Origin of the sequence: Saccharopolyspora kobensis, assembly GCF_900108315.1 — a bacterium.
Taxonomy (GTDB): domain Bacteria; phylum Actinomycetota; class Actinomycetes; order Mycobacteriales; family Pseudonocardiaceae; genus Saccharopolyspora; species Saccharopolyspora kobensis.
The window spans coordinates 1623396-1640837 of the sequence record NZ_FNVB01000002.1 but is presented as its reverse complement, the minus strand read 5'-3'; the positions used below and the strand labels follow the sequence as shown (position 1 = coordinate 1640837).

General features: G+C 72.3%; 17 protein-coding genes. 11 read left to right on the top strand and 6 right to left on the bottom strand.

Annotated elements, in window-relative coordinates; translation table 11 throughout:
- Positions 1–43 precede the first annotated feature (43 nt).
- The 6 genes from mobA (at position 44) to C4T78_RS07435 (ending at position 5367) form a co-directional block, all read left to right on the top strand.
- Positions 44–616, top strand: coding sequence for a molybdenum cofactor guanylyltransferase (gene mobA / locus C4T78_RS07460; protein ID WP_093356494.1), 573 nt, complete (start codon positions 44–46; stop codon positions 614–616).
- Positions 617–839: 223 nt separating this feature from the next.
- Positions 840–1964 carry an AAA family ATPase gene (locus C4T78_RS07455; protein WP_093356495.1) on the top strand — a complete coding sequence of 375 codons (1125 nt, stop codon included), beginning with the start codon at positions 840–842 and terminating at the stop codon, positions 1962–1964.
- A gap of 83 nt (positions 1965–2047) precedes the next feature.
- On the top strand, positions 2048–2929 hold the full coding sequence (locus C4T78_RS07450) for a DUF58 domain-containing protein (protein ID WP_235863749.1): 882 nt from the start codon (positions 2048–2050) through the stop codon (positions 2927–2929).
- A gap of 2 nt (positions 2930–2931) precedes the next feature.
- Positions 2932–3912 (top strand): VWA domain-containing protein, encoded by a 981-nt coding sequence (locus tag C4T78_RS07445; protein ID WP_177241902.1) that lies wholly within the window; start codon positions 2932–2934, stop codon positions 3910–3912.
- A 112-nt stretch (positions 3913–4024) separates the two neighbouring features.
- On the top strand, positions 4025–4612 hold the full coding sequence (locus C4T78_RS07440; RefSeq protein WP_093356609.1) for a class I SAM-dependent methyltransferase: 588 nt from the start codon (positions 4025–4027) through the stop codon (positions 4610–4612).
- 29 nt (positions 4613–4641) lie between these two features.
- Positions 4642–5367, top strand: a complete 726-nt coding sequence (locus C4T78_RS07435; RefSeq protein WP_093356498.1) for an MgtC/SapB family protein — start codon at positions 4642–4644, stop codon at positions 5365–5367.
- Between the two features lie 134 nt (positions 5368–5501).
- Here C4T78_RS07435 and trxA read toward each other — a convergent pair whose 3' ends face one another.
- A complete protein-coding gene (trxA, locus tag C4T78_RS07430; RefSeq protein WP_093356499.1) occupies positions 5502–5855 on the bottom strand; it encodes a thioredoxin in 354 nt (117 codons plus the stop codon).
- 78 nt (positions 5856–5933) lie between these two features.
- Positions 5934–8789 carry an FAD-binding and (Fe-S)-binding domain-containing protein gene (locus tag C4T78_RS07425; protein WP_093356501.1) on the bottom strand — a complete coding sequence of 952 codons (2856 nt, stop codon included), beginning with the start codon at positions 8787–8789 and terminating at the stop codon, positions 5934–5936.
- A gap of 181 nt (positions 8790–8970) precedes the next feature.
- Between C4T78_RS07425 and fabG the strand changes: the two genes are divergently transcribed.
- The 3 genes from fabG (at position 8971) to C4T78_RS07410 (ending at position 11627) form a co-directional block, all read left to right on the top strand.
- A complete protein-coding gene (fabG, locus tag C4T78_RS07420; protein ID WP_093356502.1) occupies positions 8971–9675 on the top strand; it encodes a 3-oxoacyl-ACP reductase FabG in 705 nt (234 codons plus the stop codon).
- A 96-nt stretch (positions 9676–9771) separates the two neighbouring features.
- Positions 9772–10539 (top strand): enoyl-ACP reductase FabI, encoded by a 768-nt coding sequence (gene fabI / locus C4T78_RS07415; protein ID WP_093356503.1) that lies wholly within the window; start codon positions 9772–9774, stop codon positions 10537–10539.
- A gap of 68 nt (positions 10540–10607) precedes the next feature.
- The gene (locus C4T78_RS07410) at positions 10608–11627 is read left to right on the top strand and encodes a ferrochelatase (protein ID WP_093356505.1); all 1020 of its coding nucleotides are present in this window, start codon (positions 10608–10610) and stop codon (positions 11625–11627) included.
- Positions 11628–12085: 458 nt separating this feature from the next.
- Here C4T78_RS07410 and C4T78_RS07405 read toward each other — a convergent pair whose 3' ends face one another.
- From C4T78_RS07405 to C4T78_RS07395, 3 genes are all read right to left on the bottom strand, one after another.
- Positions 12086–12691, bottom strand: coding sequence for a dioxygenase family protein (locus tag C4T78_RS07405; protein ID WP_093356506.1), 606 nt, complete (start codon positions 12689–12691; stop codon positions 12086–12088).
- A gap of 143 nt (positions 12692–12834) precedes the next feature.
- Positions 12835–14703 (bottom strand): ATP-binding protein, encoded by a 1869-nt coding sequence (locus C4T78_RS07400; RefSeq protein WP_218161680.1) that lies wholly within the window; start codon positions 14701–14703, stop codon positions 12835–12837.
- A complete protein-coding gene (locus tag C4T78_RS07395; RefSeq protein ID WP_093147162.1) occupies positions 14687–15391 on the bottom strand; it encodes a response regulator in 705 nt (234 codons plus the stop codon). The genes C4T78_RS07400 and C4T78_RS07395 overlap by 17 nt, the downstream gene beginning before the upstream one ends.
- A gap of 187 nt (positions 15392–15578) precedes the next feature.
- Between C4T78_RS07395 and C4T78_RS07390 the strand changes: the two genes are divergently transcribed.
- Complete coding sequence (locus C4T78_RS07390; RefSeq protein WP_093356507.1) at positions 15579–15962, top strand: hypothetical protein; 384 nt, start codon at positions 15579–15581, stop codon at positions 15960–15962.
- A 10-nt stretch (positions 15963–15972) separates the two neighbouring features.
- Positions 15973–16611: a class F sortase gene (locus C4T78_RS07385; protein WP_093356612.1), complete on the top strand. Its 639-nt coding sequence runs from the start codon at positions 15973–15975 to the stop codon at positions 16609–16611.
- A gap of 3 nt (positions 16612–16614) precedes the next feature.
- Here the strand turns inward: C4T78_RS07385 and C4T78_RS07380 are convergent, their stop codons facing one another.
- Positions 16615–17427, bottom strand: a complete 813-nt coding sequence (locus C4T78_RS07380; protein WP_093356508.1) for a UbiA family prenyltransferase — start codon at positions 17425–17427, stop codon at positions 16615–16617.
- Between the last annotated feature and the right edge of the window lie 15 nt (positions 17428–17442).

Genomic DNA, 17442 nt, shown 5'->3' with positions numbered 1-17442 from the left:
GGCCGGATGGTGGAGGGCGTCCGGCTGCTGGAAGCATTGCGGTGTGGCGGAATTCGCGGCGGTGGTGCTGGCAGGTGGCCGGGCGCGTCGGCTGGGCGGCGTGGACAAGCTCCTGCTGCCGATAGGAGGCCGGACCCTGCTCGATCGCACGCTGGACGCGGTCGCGGCCGCCGACCCGCTGGTCGTGGTCGGCCCGCCTCGCACCACGGCCCGGCCGGTGCGCTGGACGGCGGAGGACCCGCCGAGCGGCGGCCCGCTGGCCGGGCTCCAAGCCGGATTGGCGCAGCTCCCGCTGGAAACGCGCGTCGTCGCGGTCCTCGCCGGGGATCACCCGCACCTGACACCGGCAACGATCACCAGACTGCTCGACGCGCTGCGCGCGGTCCCGGAGGCCGCCGGAGCAGTGCTCAGCGATCCCGGCGAACGCCTGCAATGGCTGGTGGGGGTGTGGCGTGCGGGTGCGCTGCGCGAGGCGATGCCCGCCGACGTCCGGAACCGCCCGCTCCGCGCGGTCCTCGCCCCGCTGGCTCCGCTGACCGTACGGGCGGTCGAGGCCGAAGCCTCCGATGTGGACACACCGGAGGATCTCCGCAGGGCGCACGGCACGAGCGAATGAGGAGCGCTCGTCCCGGCACCCCGCGGCGCCCTCTTCGATCAGCGCGCTCGATGAGTTCAGTGTTGAGCGAAATCAATCCTCCGGTCGGCCGCTTTACCGGGGTCATACCGGCTGTGGGGTTGGGTGGGGTCGGCGCAGTGCCCCCGCGCGGTCGCGCGGCGGGGACGTGCCAGGATCTTGATCGGCCGGGAACGGCCGGACCGACGACAGGAGGCTGGGAGAAGTGACCGAGGCCGGCAACGGTGAGAGCGGGGGCGCCGGAGCCGCGGCGGCGCGTCCGGCGGACCAGGTGAGCACTCCGGCGCGCGATGCGCAGCTGCTCGAACGCACCGTGTTCGAGGTCAAGCGGGTGATCGTCGGGCAGGACCGGCTCGTGGAGCGGGTGCTGACCGGATTGCTGGCCAAGGGCCACATCCTGCTGGAAGGCGTTCCCGGCGTGGCCAAGACGCTCGCGGTCGAAACCTTCGCGCGCGTCGTCGGCGGCAGCTTCTCGCGCCTGCAGTTCACCCCCGACCTCGTGCCCGCGGACATCCTCGGCACCCGCATCTACCGGCAGGGCAGCGAGCGCTTCGACGTCGAGCTCGGTCCCGTGCTGGCCAACTTCGTGCTGGCCGACGAGATCAACCGCGCTCCGGCGAAGGTCCAGTCGGCGCTGCTGGAGGTGATGGCCGAGCGGCACGTCTCCATCGGCGGCCAGAGCTACCCGATGCCCTCCCCGTTCCTGGTGCTGGCCACCCAGAACCCGATCGAGAACGAGGGCGTCTACCCGCTGCCGGAGGCGCAGCGCGACCGCTTCCTGTTCAAGCTCCCGGTCGAGTACCCCACCGCGGAGGAGGAGCGGGAGATCATCTACCGGATGGGCGTGGCGGCCCCGGAGCCGAACGCGGTGCTCAACCCGGACGAGCTGATCCGGCTGCAGAAGGTGGCCGCCTCGGTGTTCGTGCACCACGCGCTGGTCGACTACGTGGTGCGCCTGGTGGTGGCCACCCGGCTGCCCAACGAGCACGGCCTCTCCGACATCGCGGGCTGGGTTTCCTACGGCGCCTCGCCGCGCGCCAGCCTGGGCATCATCGCCGCCTCGCGGGCCCTGGCGCTGGTGCGCGGGCGCGACTACGTGCTTCCGCAGGACGTGGTGGACGTGGTGCCGGACGTGCTGCGGCACCGGCTGGTGCTCTCCTACGACGCGCTGGCCGACGGCATCCCGGTGGAGCACATCGTCAACCGGGTGCTGCAGACCGTGCCGCTGCCGCAGGTCTCGGCCCGCCCGCAGGCCGGTCCGCCCGCGCCCGCCCCGGTCGGCGGGCCCGGTTACGGCCAGCCGCAGCACGCGCCCAACCCGCACCAGTGAGGAGCCAGGGCGTGCCGGCAGCCGCTCAACCGACGAGTGGGGACCGCCCCAGCTGGGCGCCTCCGTCGCTGGACACCGGGCGGATGGAAGCGGCGCTGAAGTCGCTGGAGCTGAGCGTGCGCGGCCGGCTGGACGGCCTGCTGCAGGGCAACCACCTCGGACTGGTGCCCGGGCCGGGCACCGAGCCGGGGGAGGCGCGCGTATACCAGCCCGGCGACGACGTGCGGCGGATGGACTGGGCGGTCACCGCCCGCACCGCCGAACCGCACATCCGGCAGACGGTCGCCGACCGGGAGCTGGAGACCTGGGTCGCGATGGACCTATCGCCCAGCCTGGACTTCGGTTCGGCGGCCTGCGACAAGCGCGAGCTGGCCGTCGCGGCGCTGGCCGCGGTCGTGTTCCTGACCAGCGGCGGCGGCAACCGGATCGGAGCCGTGCTGGACAACGGCACCGGCCCGGTGCGGGTGCCGGCGCGCGGTGGCGCGGCGCACGCGCGAGCGCTGCTGCGGAAGGCGGCCGGCACACCGCGAGCTGAAGAAGGCACGCGCGGCGACCTCTCCCGGCTGCTGGAGGCGCTGCGCCGCCCGCCGCGCCGGCGCGGGCTGGCGGTCGTGGTCTCGGACTTCCTCGGCCCGACGGACTGGCAGCGGGCGCTGCGCGGTCTGGGCTCCCGGCACTCGCTGCTGGCCGTGGAGGTGCTGGACCCGCGCGACGTGGAGTTGCCCGACGTGGGCACGGTGCTGCTGTCGGATCCGGAAACCGGCAAGCAGCGGGAGGTGCACACCACCCCGGTGCTGCGCAAGGAGTTCGCCGCGGCGGCCGCGGCGCACCGCGAGGAGGTGGCGGCGGTCCTGCGCCGCGCCGGTTGCGCGCACCTGGTGTTGCGGACGGATTCGGACTGGATCGCCGACGTCGTGCGGTTCGTGGTGGCCCGCAAGCGCGGTTGGTCCGGAGGAGCTTCTTGATGTTGAGTTTGTCGGGATTCACCGCTCCCTGGTGGTTCCTGCTGCTGTTCGTGGTCGCGGCGCTGGTCGCCGGTTACCTGTGGGCGATGCGGCGCCGCCGCCGGGACACGGTGCGGTTCAGCAACCTGGAGGTGCTCGACCAGGTCGCCGCCCGGCGGCAGGGCTGGTGGAAGCACGTGCCGCCCGCCATGCTCGCGGTGGCGCTGATCATGCTCACGGTGGCGCTGATGGGCCCCACCGCGGAGCAGCGCATCCCGCGCAACCGGGCCACGGTGATGCTGACCATCGACGTGTCGCTGTCGATGAAGGCCACCGACGTCGAGCCCAGCAGGCTGGAGGCGGCGAAGGTCGCGGCCAAGGAGTTCGCCGACAAGCTGACGCCGGGCATCAACCTCGGGCTGGTGTCCTTCGCGGGCACCGCGACCGTGCTGGTGATGCCCACGACCGACCGGGCGGGCGTCAAGCAGGCCATCGACAGCCTCAAGCTGGCCGAGGCCACCGCCACCGGTGACGGCATCAACGCCTCGATGCAGGCCATCGACTCCTTCGGCAAGATGGTCGGCGGCCCGGCCGGGGCCCCGCCCGCGCGGATCGTGCTGATGGCCGACGGCGGTCAGACGATCCCGCGCGACATGGACGCCCCGCGCGGTGCTTACACGAAGGCGCGGGAGGCGCGCAAGATCGGCGTTCCGATCTCCACGATCTCCTTCGGCACCAGGCACGGCAGCATCGAGATCCAGGGCCAGCAGGAGCTGGTCGAGGTCGACGACGAGGCGATGCAGGAGATCGCGAAGCTCTCCGGCGGCGAGTTCCACAAGGCGGCCAGCGCCGAGCAGCTCCGCGAGGTCTACGCCACGCTGGGCGAGCAGATCGGCTACGAGACCAAGCACACCGATGCCAGCAAGCCGTGGCTGGTGCTGGGCACGCTCACCGCGATCATCGCCGCCGGGGTCTCCATGTTCACCGGTCGCAGGCTGCCGTGAGCAAGTGTTGGCGCCGAGTTGCGCCGGTGGTCACCTAGCGGAATCCCGGACGCCGACCGGCTCCGCGATGCTCGAGCGGGCACGGGGTCGGGCGGTGATCGGAGTGGCGCAGGTGGGAACGGCAGCGGGTTTTCTGTGGGAGTTCGTCAAGTCGCCGACCACGACCGCCGCGGTCGGGCCCAGCTCGCGGGCGCTCGCCGAGCAGATGGTGGCGCCCATCCCGCACCGCGGTGACCCGGTGGTGGTCGAACTCGGGCCCGGGACCGGTGCGTTCACCGAGGTGATCCAGCGCAGGCTCGGCGGACGCGGGCACCACCTGGCGCTGGAGCTCAACTCGCGGTGGGCGGCGCGGCTGGGGGAGCGGTTCCCGGGTGTGGAGTCGGTGTGCGCGAACGCCCGGGAACTCCCGGCGCTGCTGCGCGAGCGGGAGTTGCGGGCCGACGTCGTGGTGAGCGGTCTGCCCTGGGTGGCGCACGCGCCGGTCGACGGGGTGCCGCTGATCCGGCTGGTCGCCGATTCGCTGGCGCCGGACGGGGTGCTCACGCAGTTCGCCTACACCTGGACGCGGTGGGCGCCACCGGCTCGCCGTCAGCTGGCGGACCTGCGCGCGGAGTTCGAGGAGACGGTGATCAGCCGCACGGTGTGGCGCAACCTGCCGCCCGCGGTCGTCTACCTGGCCCGGCGCCCGCGGCGATCGTGACCTGACACGCGCGGTGCTACGTTCCAGGAATGTCGTCGGACGCCGTGGTGGCGGGCCTCGGTGAGATCCCGCTGCTGATCGAGCTGGGGACCGCGCTGCTGTTCTCGAGCGTGATCGGGCTGGAGCGGGAGATCCGGGCCAAGAGCGCCGGGATGCGCACGCACGCCCTGGTCGGGGTCGGTGCGGCGCTGTTCATGCTGGTGTCCAAGTACGGTTTCGGCGATCTGCTGGCCTTCGACCGGGTGTCGCTGGATCCGTCGCGGGTGGCCGCGCAGATCGTCTCCGGCATCGGGTTCATCGGTGGCGGGCTGATCTTCGTGCGCCGCGACGCGGTGCGCGGGCTGACCACGGCGGCGACGGTGTGGGTGGTGGCCGCGGTGGGGATGGCCTGCGGCAGCGGGCTGGTGGTGCTGGCGGCGGCGACCACGGCCGTGCACTTCCTGGTGGTCCTCGGCTACCCGTGGCTGTTGCACCTGCTGCGCAGGTCGCTGCGCGAGCCGCAGGTGCTGCGGATCGGCTACCTCGACGGCCACGGGGTGCTGCGCAGCGTCCTGACCCTGTGCACCAGCAGCGGCTGGACGGTGATGGACCTGGAGGTCGAGCGGGAGGACACCGACGACGAGCAGCAGCGCACCGCGGTGGTCGCGCTGCGGTTGCGCGGGAAGACACCGGTGAAGGAGCTGGTCGGGCAGATCAGCAACCTGCCCGGCGTGGTGCACGCCGCCGTCGGCGAATCGGTGGACCCGGGCTTCTGAACGTCCGCGATTTCCATTGAAATCGCGGTGGTCCACCGCATCCATCGGAGTGTCGGCACCCAACACGCCGACAATGCGCAACTTCCATTGAAATTGAAGCTCTAATTTCAATGGAAGTTGCGTGGGAAGCAGGGTCAGCTGGTGGCGTTCTGCTTGACCTCTTCCATGTCCAGGTCGCGGGCCTGGCCGATGAGGTCGTCGAAGACGTTCTCCGGCAGCGCGCCCGGCTGCTGGAAGACCAGCACGTTCTCGCGGATCACGGCCAGCGTCGGAATGGACTGGACCTTGAACGCGCCGGCCAGCTCCGGCTGGGCCTCGGTGTCGACCTTGGCGAAGGTGATGTCCTCGTGCTTGTCCGAGGCGCGGTCGAAGACCGGGGCGAACTGCCGGCAGGGGCCGCACCAGGACGCCCAGAAGTCGATGATCACGAAGCCGTTGTCCTGCACGACCTCGTCGAAGTTGTCCTTGGTGAGCTCGACCGTTGCCATGTGGATTCCCTTCAGACGGTGGTTACCGGGACAACACCGCGCGCCCGGCGCGGCATTCCCGGGTGGCTGTCGGTTCTGTCACCGCTGGGCCCGGTCGAGGGCGCGGGCGACGAGGGTGGCCAGGTGCACGGGTTCGACACCGGCCGTCTGGCGCAATTGGGTGCGGCAGCTGAACCCGTCGGCGACGACGTCGGTGCCCGGTGCGGCAGCGCGGACGGCCGGGAGCAGGCCCTGTTCGGCGCAGGCGATCGAGACGTCGTGATGACCGCGTTCGAAACCGAAGTTGCCCGCCAGTCCGCAGCATCCCGCGTCGAGCACGTGCGCGCGCGTCCCGGTGGCGGCCAACGTGGCCCGGTCGGCGGTGAACCCGAGGTCGGCGTGCTGGTGGCAGTGGACCTGCACCAGCGCTTCCCGGTCCTGCTCCGGGAGCTGCCACCGGTCGCGGGTCGGTTCGACCCATTCGGCGAAGGTGCGGGTCGCCGCGGCCAGGGCGGCCACGTCGAGGTCACCCGGGGCGAGTTCCAGCGCGTCGTTGCGCAGGAACGCGGTGCAGCTGGGTTCCAGGCCGATCACCGGCAGCCCGCGCTCCAGCAGCGGGCGCAGCGTGCGGGCGGTGCGGCGGACCGCGCGGCGGGCGGTGCCGAGCTGTCCGGTGGAGTGCCAGGTCAGTCCGCAGCAGACCGGTTCGCCGGGGATCTCCACGGTGTGGCCGAGGGCTTCGAGCGCGGCGACCGCGTCGCGGCCGATGTGCGGGTCGAAGTGGTTGGTGAAGGTGTCCGGGAAGATCACCACGCGTGGGGTGGCGCCGTCCCGCCGCTGCGACCACCACGCCTGTAGTGTTCGCGCGGCCAGTTCCGGCACTTCCCGGCGCGCGTCGATCCCGCCGAGCCGTTTGAGCAGCGGCGCCAGCGGTCCGGAGAGCACCCGGTTGACCAGCTGCGGGGCGTGCTGGCCGAGCTTGAGCCACAGCGGGAGGAAGCCCATCGAGTAGTGCGCGGCCGGGCGCGGCCTGCGCCGGTAGTGGTGGTGCAGGAACTCGGCCTTGTAGGTGGCCATGTCGACGTCGACCGGGCAGTCGGACTTGCAGCCCTTGCAGGAAAGGCACAGGTCGAGCGCTTCGCGAACCTCCGGCGAGCGCCAGCCGCCCTTGATGACGCGGCCGGCCAGCATCTCGAACAGCAGGTGGGCGCGGCCGCGGGTGGAGTGCTTCTCCTCGCGGGTCGCCCGGTAGCTCGGGCACATCACCCCGCCTGTGGTGTTCAGGCACTTGCCCATGCCGACGCAGCGGCGGGTCGCGGCGGCGAGGTCGCCGGAGTCGGCGTGCAGCGCCAGCGCGGTGCGCGTCGGGATCCGGGCCGGGGCCACCAGCGGGCGCACGTCGGCGTCGACCGGCCGCGGGTGCACGATCTGCCCGGGGTTGAGCAGCCCGGCCGGGTCGAAGGCGGCCTTGAACCGCTCGAAGGCCCTGATCACCTCCGGCGGGTACATCCTGGTCAGCAGCGCGGATCGGGCCTGGCCGTCGCCGTGCTCGCCGGAGACCGAGCCGCCGTGCGCCACGACGAGGTCGGCGGCGGCTTCCAGGAAGGAGCGGTACTGCGCCGTTCCGGGGGCCGACAGCAGGTCGAAGTCGATGCGGACGTGGATGCAGCCGTCGCCGTAGTGGCCGTAGGTCACGCCGCGGCGGCCGAACCGCGCCAGCAGCGCGTCGAACTCCCGCAGGTAGGAACCCAGCCGCTCGGGCGGGACGGCGGCGTCCTCCCAGCCCGAGGAACGCTCCGAACCGGCCATCCTGGTCGAGTAGCCGGAGCCCTCCTCGCGGATCTTCCACAGCGCCGCGATCCGCGCCGGATCGGTGTGCACGACGTGCTCCGCGCGCTCGCCCATCGCGCGGACGATGTCGGCCGCCGCGGCTTCGGCCTCGCCGGGATCCGCTCCGCCGGTCTCCACCAGCAGCCAGCTGCGCCCGCCGGGCAGCAGCGGCAGCGCGGGCGAGGCGGGGTTGCGCTGCCGCACCACGTCGACGAGCTCCGAGCTGAGTCCTTCGATGGCCAGCGCACCCAGCCCGCGCAGCCGGGGGACCTCGTCGGCCGCGGCGTAGGTGTCGGAGAACCCGAGCACGGTCAGGGCCCGCGCCGCCGGGGCGGACACCAGCTGCACGGTCGCGCCCAGCACGATCGCGCAGCCGCCCTCGGTGCCGACCAGGGCGCGGGCCAGGTGGAAGCCGTTCTCCGGCAGCAGCTGGTCGAGGTTGTAGCCCGACACCCGGCGGGTCAGGGCGGGGAACGAGCTGCGGACGGCGTCGGCGACCTCGTCCCGCAAGGCCCGCAGGTCCCGGTGCAGGCGGCCGATGCGGTCCTCGCGCGCGCACAGCTCGTCGAGCCGCTCCGGGGAGGTCGCACCGACTTCGAGCCGGGTCCCGTCGGAGAGCAGCACGTCCAGGGCGTGCACGTTGTCGACGGTCTTGCCCCAGGCCACCGAGTGCGTCCCGCAGGAGTTGTTGCCGATCATCCCGCCGAGCGTGCAGCGGCTGTGCGTGGAGGGGTCGGGACCGAAGGCCAGCCCGTGCCCGGCCACCGCGGCTTGCAGCGAGTCCAGCACCACGCCCGGCTGCACGCGGGCCAGCCCGCGGTCGGCGTCGATCTCGATGATCCGGTCGAGGTACCGGGAGAGGTCGAGGACCAGCCCGGTGCCGATGGCGTTGCCCGCGATGCTGGTGCCCGCCCCGCGCGTGGTGATCGGCACGCCGTGGCTGCGCGCGATGGCCACGGCGGCGGTCACGTCGTCCTCGTCGCGCGGGAAGAGCACCCCGGTCGGGACCTGGCGGTAGTTGGAGGCGTCGGTCGCGTAGAGCGCTCGGGTGCCGGGGTCGAAGCGGGCCGGGCCGGTCAGCGCGGCGCGCAGCTCGGCGACGAGGTCAGCGGGCGGGGTGGCCATCGGGCGCCTCCCGGGTCGGTGATCGGCTGCATAGCGCAGTGTGCCTGCCGCCGCGGGTGTAGGCGCACCACGACACGGTGACCGTTTTTCTGTATGGAGGCGACGAGCGGTGATCGTCGACGAACGGATAATGTCGCGGCTGAACCGAATCTTGCGGCATCGTTTCGAGGGGAGATCCACAGTGGCACGGTCCGTACTGGTGACCGGCGGTAACCGCGGCATCGGCTTGGCCATCGCGAAGGCGTTCCAGGCCGCCGGGGACAAGGTCGCGGTCACGCACCGCGGATCGGGTGCACCGAAGGGGCTGTTCGGGGTGCAGTGCGACGTCACCGACCCGGAGCAGGTCGCGGCGGCCTTCGACGAGGTCGAGGCCGCGCACGGCCGGGTCGAGGTGCTGGTGGCCAACGCCGGCATCACCGACGACACCCTGCTGCTGCGGATGAGCGAGGAGCAGTTCGGCCGGGTCATCGACGCGAACCTGGCGGGCTCCTACCGGGTGGCCAAGCGCGCCGCCAGCAGCATGCTGCGCAACCGCAAGGGCCGGATGATCTTCATCTCCTCGGTGGTCGGTCTCTCCGGCGGTGCCGGTCAGGTCAACTACGCGGCGAGCAAGGCGGGCCTGGTCGGCATGGCCCGCTCGATCGCCCGCGAGCTGGGCTCGCGCAGCATCACGGCGAACGTGGTCGCCCCGGGCTTCGTCACCACGGACATGACCGACGCGCTGTCCGAGGAGCGCAAGAAGGAGATCTTCGCCCAGATTCCGCTGGCCCGCTTCGCCGCGGCGGAAGAGGTCGCGGGCACGGTGCAGTGGCTGGCCTCCGATGCGGCCGCCTACATCACCGGCGCGGTGATCCCCGTCGACGGCGGCCTCGGCATGGGCCACTGACCAGCAACGTTCGAGCCGCGCGCCCGCAGTGGCCGCGCGCGGCGGCAGTCCCGGGTGCCCGCGCACCTGGTGGAAGAAAGCACAGCGGAGGATTTCGTGAGCGGTTTGCTCGAAGGCAAGCGGATTCTGATCACCGGCGTGATCACCGACGCGTCGATCGCGTTCCACGCGGCCAAGGTCGCCCAGGAGCAGGGCGCCGAGGTGGTGCTCACCGGGTTCGGCCGGATGAGCCTGGTGCAGCGCATCGCGACCCGGCTGCCCAAGCCCGCGCCGGTGATCGAGCTGGACGTCACCAGCACCGAGCACCTGGACGGCCTGGCCGAGCGGGTCCGCGAGCACGTCGACGGTCTCGACGGCGTGCTGCACTCCATCGGCTTCGCCCCGGCGTCGTGCCTGGGCGGTGACTTCCTGGCCGCGCCGTGGGAGGACGTCTCCACCGCGCTGGAGGTCTCGGCGTACTCGCTGAAGTCGCTGTCCACCGCCACCCTGCCGCTGCTGGGCGAGGGCGCCTCGATCGTCGGCATGGACTTCGACGCGCGCGTGGCCTGGCCCGCCTACGACTGGATGGGCGTGGCCAAGGCCGCGCTGGAGTCGACCTCCCGCTACCTGGCCCGCGAGCTGGGCCCGAAGGGCATCCGGGTCAACCTCGTCTCCGCGGGTCCGGTGCGCACGATGGCGGCCAAGTCGATCCCCGGCTTCGCCGACCTCGAAGCCGGCTGGGGCGACCGCGCCCCGCTCGGCTGGGACGTCAACGACCCGACGCCGGTGGCCAAGTCGGTCTGCGCGGTCCTGTCGGACTGGCTGCCCAAGACGACCGGCTCGATGATCATGGTCGACGGCGGCGTGCACGCCCTCGGCGTCTGAGTGTGGTCTCGCGCGCAGCCGGTGGCCCCGGCTGCGCGCGACCGAGCCGTCGACGCCATCATGGTCGGGTGAGCTTTGACGCGTTGCTGTTCCTGTCGTTCGGAGGACCGGAGGGGCCCGAGGAGGTCCGGCCGTTCCTGGAGAACGTGACCAGAGGCAGGGGAGTTCCGCCGGAACGCCTCGACGAGGTCGCCGAGCACTACCACCACTTCGGCGGGGTGTCGCCGATCAACCGGCTCAACCACGAGATCATCGCCGCGCTGGAGGCCGAGCTGGCCGCGCAGGGCCGCGAGCTGCCGGTCTACTTCGGCAACCGCAACTGGCACCCGATGGTGGAGGACACCGTCGCGAAGATGGCCGATGACGGGGTGCGGCGCGCGCTGGTGTTCGCCACCTCGGCGTGGGGCGGTTACTCGGGCTGCAAGCAGTACCACGAGGACATCGCCCGGGCCCGCGAAGCGGTCGGCGAGCGGGCGCCGGAGCTGGTGAAGCTGCGCCAGTTCTTCGACCACCCGCTGTTCGTCGAGGCCAACGCGGACGCGGTGCGCCGGGCGTTCGAGGAGCTGGACCCGGCCGAGCGCGAGCAGGCGCGGCTGGTGTTCACCGCGCACTCGATCCCGCTGCGCGCCGACGACCAGGAAGGCCCCGACGGCCGGCCGCGCTGGTACTCCCGCCAGGTCGCCGAAGCCGCCCGGCTGGTGGCCGAGGCGGTCGGGGTGGACGGCTACGACGTGGTGTGGCAGTCGCGTTCCGGCCCGCCGCAGGTGCCGTGGCTGGAGCCGGACATCTGCGACCACCTGGAGGACCTGCACGCCAAGGGCGTCCAGGCGGTGGTGGTCAGCCCGGTCGGTTTCATCTCCGACCACCTCGAGGTCATCTGGGACCTGGACAACGAGGCCAAGGACAAGGCCGCGGAACTGGGCATGGGCTTCGCCCGGGCTGGAACGGCGGGCCCGGACCCGAGGTTCGCGAAGCTGATCACCGAGCTGATCGCCGAGCACACCGATGGTGCGGAACCCCGCAAGCTCTCCGAGCTCCCGGCGGCGGGCTCCACGGCCAACGGGGAGCCCTGCGCTCCCGGCTGCTGACAGCCGACGGCAAAGCCCTCGTCCGTCCGAACAGGACCGACGAGGGCTTTGCCTCGTGCACGGCACATGCCTCGGCGAACGACGTCTGAAAGCCGCCAGCGCGCAATTTCGTGCCTCCGCGGGCCGTGCGGCGTCGACGCGGAGTGGACCGACCGGATCAACCGGTGCGAGCACGTCGCGGGGGCGCGCGTCGCCGAGTTCGGCACGCACGCGGACGAAGAGGTTCTGAGCCTCGGCTGATGCCGCATCAGCGATCCCGGTCGCGGATGGTGCTGCTACCGCGCTGGGCAGCCCCGTGGTGAAGATCGCCGAGGTGACGTTCCCCGGGGGGCAGAGCACGAGAAGGCACCCCCGACCGGGGAACGGGTCGGGGGTGCCGGATGGCGTCACGTTCGCTCAGCGCGACTGGCGGATGCGGACAGTCCGCTGCCGGGGTGGCGAACCCGGTCCGTCCTCGGTCAGGGCAGGTTGAGGACGAAGTCGAACGTGGCGTTGGAGCCCTGGACGTTCATCAGCAGCGCCGGGTCGAAGATCGCGTCCCAGTCGTTGCCGGGCTCACCCGGGAAGTACAGCTGGGTGGTCAGGATCCGCTGGTTCGGGGCCTGGACCTTGACGTGGACGTGCCGGGTGCGGCCCGGGTAGAGGCCGGGCACGATCGTGTCGAGCCGGAAGCGGCCGTCGGTGGAGGTGAACTGGTGGCCGCGCCCGCGGTAGCCGACGTTGTCGTAGTTGCCCGCGTTGTCGGCCTGCCAGAAGTCCAGCAGCACCCGGTTCAGCGGGGCGCAGGAGCGGCTGTAGACGACGCCGGTGATGGTCAGCGCCGTGCCGGGCATGTCGCCGCGCAGGTCGCTGCGCTCGGGGGAGTTCGGCTTGAAGTACGGGCCTTCCATCTGCGGGGGCGTCAGGTCGTCCCCGTCATCGCACATCGGGGTGGGAGTCAGCTCTCCGGCGGCGGCGCGGGGTGCGCGCACCACCTCGCTGGCGACCACGGGGAGGGTGACCGCGGTGGCCAGGCCGGCCTTGAGGAACGTGGCCCGACGGATTCGCCGTTCGTCCTCGGTCATGATCGAGCCGCCTTTCGGGGGAAGTGTCAGCACGAGAAATGGTGTGAACCATTTCACGACGAGATGGTTCCTCCGGCGACAGCGGAAAGTTGGTACAGGTGTAGACGAAAAGTGCGAAGCGGCGGGTGAATGCGCCGAACGGCCTAGCGGCCGGTGGCCCGTCCGGGCGAATCCACTGTGGACGGCATTGCCGGGAGGCGGATGGTGAACGTCGTGCCGACGCCGACGGTGCTGCGCACTTCGATGCTACCGCCGTGCGCCTCGACCAGGTGGTGCGTGATCGCCAGCCCGAGGCCGCTGCCGCCGCCGTGCCGGCCGCGGGACTTCTCGGCCCGCCAGAAGCGGTCGAAGACGTGCGGCAGCGATTCGGCCGGGATGCCGACCCCGGTGTCGCTGACCTCGATGATCACCTCGTCGGCCGCCCGGCGTGCCCGCAGCTCGACGAGCCCGCCCGCAGGCGTGTGCCGCAGCGCGTTGGAGACCAGGTTGCCCAGCGCCTGGCGCAGCCGCGTCGGGTCGGCGGCCAGGTCGGGATCGCCTTCGGCGCTCGCGCGCAGCTCGATGCCACCGGCCTCGGCCCGGCCGCGGTGCGCGGCGGCGACCTGTTCCAGGATCGCGCCCAGGTGCACGGGTTCGAGGTGGGCGCGCAGCTTCCCGGCATCGGCGAGCGCCAGGTCCTGCAGGTCGTCGATGAGGTGCTGCAGCAGCAGCGTCTCCTCCAGCAGCGAGGCCACCAGCGGCTGGTCGAGGGTTGCCACGCCGTCCTGCGCGGCTTCCAGCCAGCCGCGCACGTTGACCAGCGGGGTGCGCAGCTCGTGCGCGATGTCGCTGACCATCGTCTTGCGCTGCTGCTCGGTGCGTTCGACCTGTTCGGACATCGCGTTGAACGCCGCGGCCAGCTCGCCGATCTCGCCGCGCGCGCGGGTGCGCACCCGCGCCGAGCGGTCGCCGCCGCCCATCCGCCTGGCCGCTGCGGTGATGGCGTCGATCGGGCGGACCAGGCGGCTGGCGGCCAGCGCGGTCATGCCGACGGTGAGCACCAGCACCACCAGCGCCGTCCACGCGATCCGCGAAATGCCCACAGTGGACAGATCGGTGGCGGCCTGGTCGGTGCCCGGTCTGGTGATGAAAAGCTGCGCCGCGGGCGAGACGTAGGCGCCGAGCTGCTCGCGGCGGGCGGCGTCCGCGCAGCGCTGGTCCTCCGGTGCGGCGCGCAGCCCGTTCGGCCACGTCGTCTCGGCCGCCTCGGTGGGCAGCGGGTCCGCGCCCTGCCTGGTCAAGCAGGCGTTGGCCAGTTCCAGCAGCTCGGCGTTGGCGGTGCGCTCGGTTTCGGTGGTCGTCGTCGGTGCCCGGCAATCCAGCGGCGGAGTCACGGGGACCGACGTCTCCGGTGCCGCGACCTCGGCGGGCACCGCTCTCGGCGGATCGGCCGGCGCGCCCGCCGACCGCGAGCGCTTCTGCTGCGGTTCGGCAGCGATGATCTCGACCGTCGAACGCCCGTTGGGCAGCTCGACGATCCGGCCGTCCGAGCCGCTCCGCCGCAGGCAGCCGAGCTGGTTCTGCGCCTCGGTGGCCAGTTTCGCGCGTTCGGCGGCGGTCAGCTGGTAGGGGCCGACGGCCCGCGGGTCGATCGCGGCGCCGGGCTTGAGCACCGGATCGACGGCGAGCGGGTCGACCACGGCCGATGGCGTCCGCGGCAGCTGGGTGTCCTGCGGATCCCCGGAATCGGCGATCGGGACCCGCGCCTGGGTGGTGAGCGTGATGCGGCGCCCGGTGCGCTCGGAGAGCTCGGTCACCACCTCCTGCACCCCGGACCACTGCGGATGCCCGGCCGCGTAGCCCAGCAGCGCGTCGTAGATGGTGGCATCGGTGGCCAGGCTCTCGCCGATCTCCTGGTTGATCGCCCCGCTGGTGCTCTGCGCGGCCAGCCACGCGGTCGCCCCGATCGAGCACCCGGCCACCACCACCGACATGGCCAGCAGCCGGGCCAGCAGGCTATGCCGGCGTGCCATCGGGGCAGTCCTGCAGCTTGTAACCGACGCCGTAGACGGTGAGCAGCCGGACCGGCCGGCGGGGATCGGGTTCGAGCTTGCGGCGCAGGTTCATCACGTGCACGTCCACCGTGCGCTCGGTGATGAACTTGTCCATCCCGAAGGCCTGGCTGAGCAGCTGCCCGCGGGTGAAGGCCCGGCCGGGTTCGGCGGCCAGCACCGCCAGCATCCGGAACTCCGCAGGCGTGCAGTCGAGCTCGGCGCCGGCCAGCAGCACCTCGTGCCGCTGCTGGTCCACCACCAGGTCACCGACGCGCAGCGGCTGGTGGCCGCGGTCCTGCACCCGCCGCACCCGCCGCAGGATCGCGCGCACGCGGGCAGCGAGCTGGCGCGGGCTGTAGGGCTTGGTGATGTAGTCGTCGGCACCGAGGTCGAGGCCGAGCAGCACGTCGTCCTCGGTGGTCCGCGCGGTCAGCAGCACGATCGGCACGTCGGACTCGGCGCGCAGGACGCGGCACACGTCGAGGCCGTCCACCTTGGGCATCATCACGTCGAGCACGACCAGGTCGGGCAGGCGCCGCCGCGCTTCGTCGATCGCCGCCCGGCCGTCGCCGACCACGACCACCTGGTGGCCGTCGCGTTCGAGGTAGCGCCGGATGAGTTCGGCCTGCTTGGGGTCGTCCTCGGCGACCAGCACGTGTGCGCTCACGCGGCGCATTATCGCCCCCGCCGGTGCACCGCGGTGCTCCGGACACCGCATCTGAACGGCTTCTTCACATCTCGCGCGGCGCGGCGGAATCCGAACAGGTTCTTCACATCGGGCAGACGGGATCTTGAAAACCGCGCTCCAAGCTGGTCCTCGTCCGGATCTCCCGGACCGAACGAGAGGACGCAACATGAAGCTTGGGCGTACCGTCGCCGCCGCCGCGCTGCTCGGGGCCACCGCGCTGCCGCTGACCGCCGCGGTCGGCTGGGCCGACGAGCCGAAGACCGCCCCGGTGGCCGAGGAGCAGAAGCCCGTCCCGGCTCCGGTGGACGAGAAGACCCCGGCGGCGGAGCAGAGCCGGCCGGTCGAGCCGCCGAAGGAGGAGCCCACCGCCTCGCCGGTGCGGGAGAAGACGGCGCAGGTCTCCGAACGTCCGGTCGGTGCTCCGGAAACCGGTGGCGGCCCGGCCGAATCCGGCTTCGGCTCGGCGGCGTTCGGCGCCGCGGCAGCGATCGCCGTCGCCGGTGGCGGCGCCGCGGTCGCGCTGCGCCGTCGGCGTGCGGGCGCGAACTGAGGCGTCCGGGATGAACGTGCCCACCCGTGCACGGGGGAACCGGGGCGGTCGTGCTGTCGCGACCGCCCCGGTCCTCGTGGCCGTCACGCTCTCCGTGGCGCTGGCGGGATGTTCGGCGGCCGAGCCACCCTTGGACCTCGGCGCTACCGCACCGCAGCAGGTGCACGCCGCGACGGCGCTGGCGCAGTCGCCGCCGACCTGGATCGAGATACCCCGGATCGGCGCGCGCTCCACGCTGCTGCCGCTGGGCCTCAACCCCGACCGGACGGTCGAGCTGCCGTCGGTGCACGAACCGATGCAGGCCGGTTGGTACGAGTACAGCCCGACTCCCGGTGAGATCGGCCCGGCCGTCGTGCTGGGGCACGTCAACGGCGACGGCGAGGACGGGATCTTCGCGCGGTTGCGCGAGCTGCGGCCCGGTGACGAGGTCCTGGTCGGTCGGCAGGACGGGCAGGTCGCCCGGTTCGTGGTGCACCGGATGGCGCAGGAACCCAAGCACGGCTTCCCGGCCGACGAGGTCTACGGCGACACCACCGATCCGCAGCTCCGGTTGATCACCTGCGGTGGTTCGTTCGACAGCACCGCGCGCAGCTACCGCGACAACATCATCGCCTTCGCCACCTTCACCGGCACCGTCCGGAGTGGATAGTGCTCAGCCCGGCGGGATCCCGCTGCCCAGCAGGACGGCTACGTCGAGCAGCGCCACGAGGATGACGGCGCGGAACGCAGCGCGTGACCCGGGACGGCGCCCCAGCACGAGTCCGGTGCTCAGCAGCGCCACCGCCAGCGCGAGCAGCAGCAGACCGGCGGAGCGGCCGATGGGACCGAGCACGAGCAGCGCGGCGGTGGCGAGCACCAGAACTGCCGCCACCGCAGTGCTTTTCACCGCACCGAGCCGGTGCGGCAACCCGCGCACACCGGTGGCGGCGTCGTCGGCGAGATCCGGCAGCACGTTCACGAAGTGCGCCGCCGCGCCCAGCAGCGCCGCGGCCGGTACCAGCCACGACGGCGGTGCCATATCGCTGCCCAGCGTCACGAACACGGGCAGCAGTCCGAAGGAGACGGCGTAGGGCAGCACCGAGCACGCGGTGGCCTTCAGCCCCAGGTCGTAAGCCCACGCCGATGCCAGCGCGACCAGGTGCGCCGCCGTCGCGGCGACGCCGAAGGGCAGCGACAGCACCACCGCTGCCAGCGCGGAGAGGGCCACCGCGACCAGCACCGCACGTCGCGAAACGGCACCGCTCGCCACCGGCTTGCCGGGCCGCCCGACCTGGGCATCGCGATCGGCGTCGACGAGATCGTTGAGCCAGCCGACGGACAACTGCCCGGGCAGCACCGCAGCGGCCACCCAGAGCGGTGCACCGCCCACCGCCGCGGCCAGCCCAGCGGCGATCGCGGTGACCGCCAGCGCTGGCAGCGGGTGCGAGGCGCGGAACAGCGCGGAGGCGGTTGCGAGGTGCCGCACCCGGCCGAGTGTGCC

Excerpts from the sequence above, each read along its gene's own strand:
- C4T78_RS07450 (WP_235863749.1), top strand. The coding sequence starts at position 2,048 with ATGGAAGCGGCGCTGAAGTCGCTGGAGCTGAGCGTGCGCGGCCGGCTG.
- C4T78_RS07435 (WP_093356498.1), top strand. The coding sequence starts at position 4,642 with ATGTCGTCGGACGCCGTGGTGGCGGGCCTCGGTGAGATCCCGCTGCTG.
- trxA (WP_093356499.1), bottom strand. The coding sequence starts at position 5,855 with ATGGCAACGGTCGAGCTCACCAAGGACAACTTCGACGAGGTCGTGCAG.
- C4T78_RS07425 (WP_093356501.1), bottom strand. The coding sequence starts at position 8,789 with ATGGCCACCCCGCCCGCTGACCTCGTCGCCGAGCTGCGCGCCGCGCTG.
- C4T78_RS07405 (WP_093356506.1), bottom strand. The coding sequence starts at position 12,691 with ATGACCGAGGACGAACGGCGAATCCGTCGGGCCACGTTCCTCAAGGCC.
- C4T78_RS07400 (WP_218161680.1), bottom strand. The coding sequence starts at position 14,703 with ATGGCACGCCGGCATAGCCTGCTGGCCCGGCTGCTGGCCATGTCGGTG.
- C4T78_RS07390 (WP_093356507.1), top strand. The coding sequence starts at position 15,579 with ATGAAGCTTGGGCGTACCGTCGCCGCCGCCGCGCTGCTCGGGGCCACC.
- C4T78_RS07385 (WP_093356612.1), top strand. The coding sequence starts at position 15,973 with ATGAACGTGCCCACCCGTGCACGGGGGAACCGGGGCGGTCGTGCTGTC.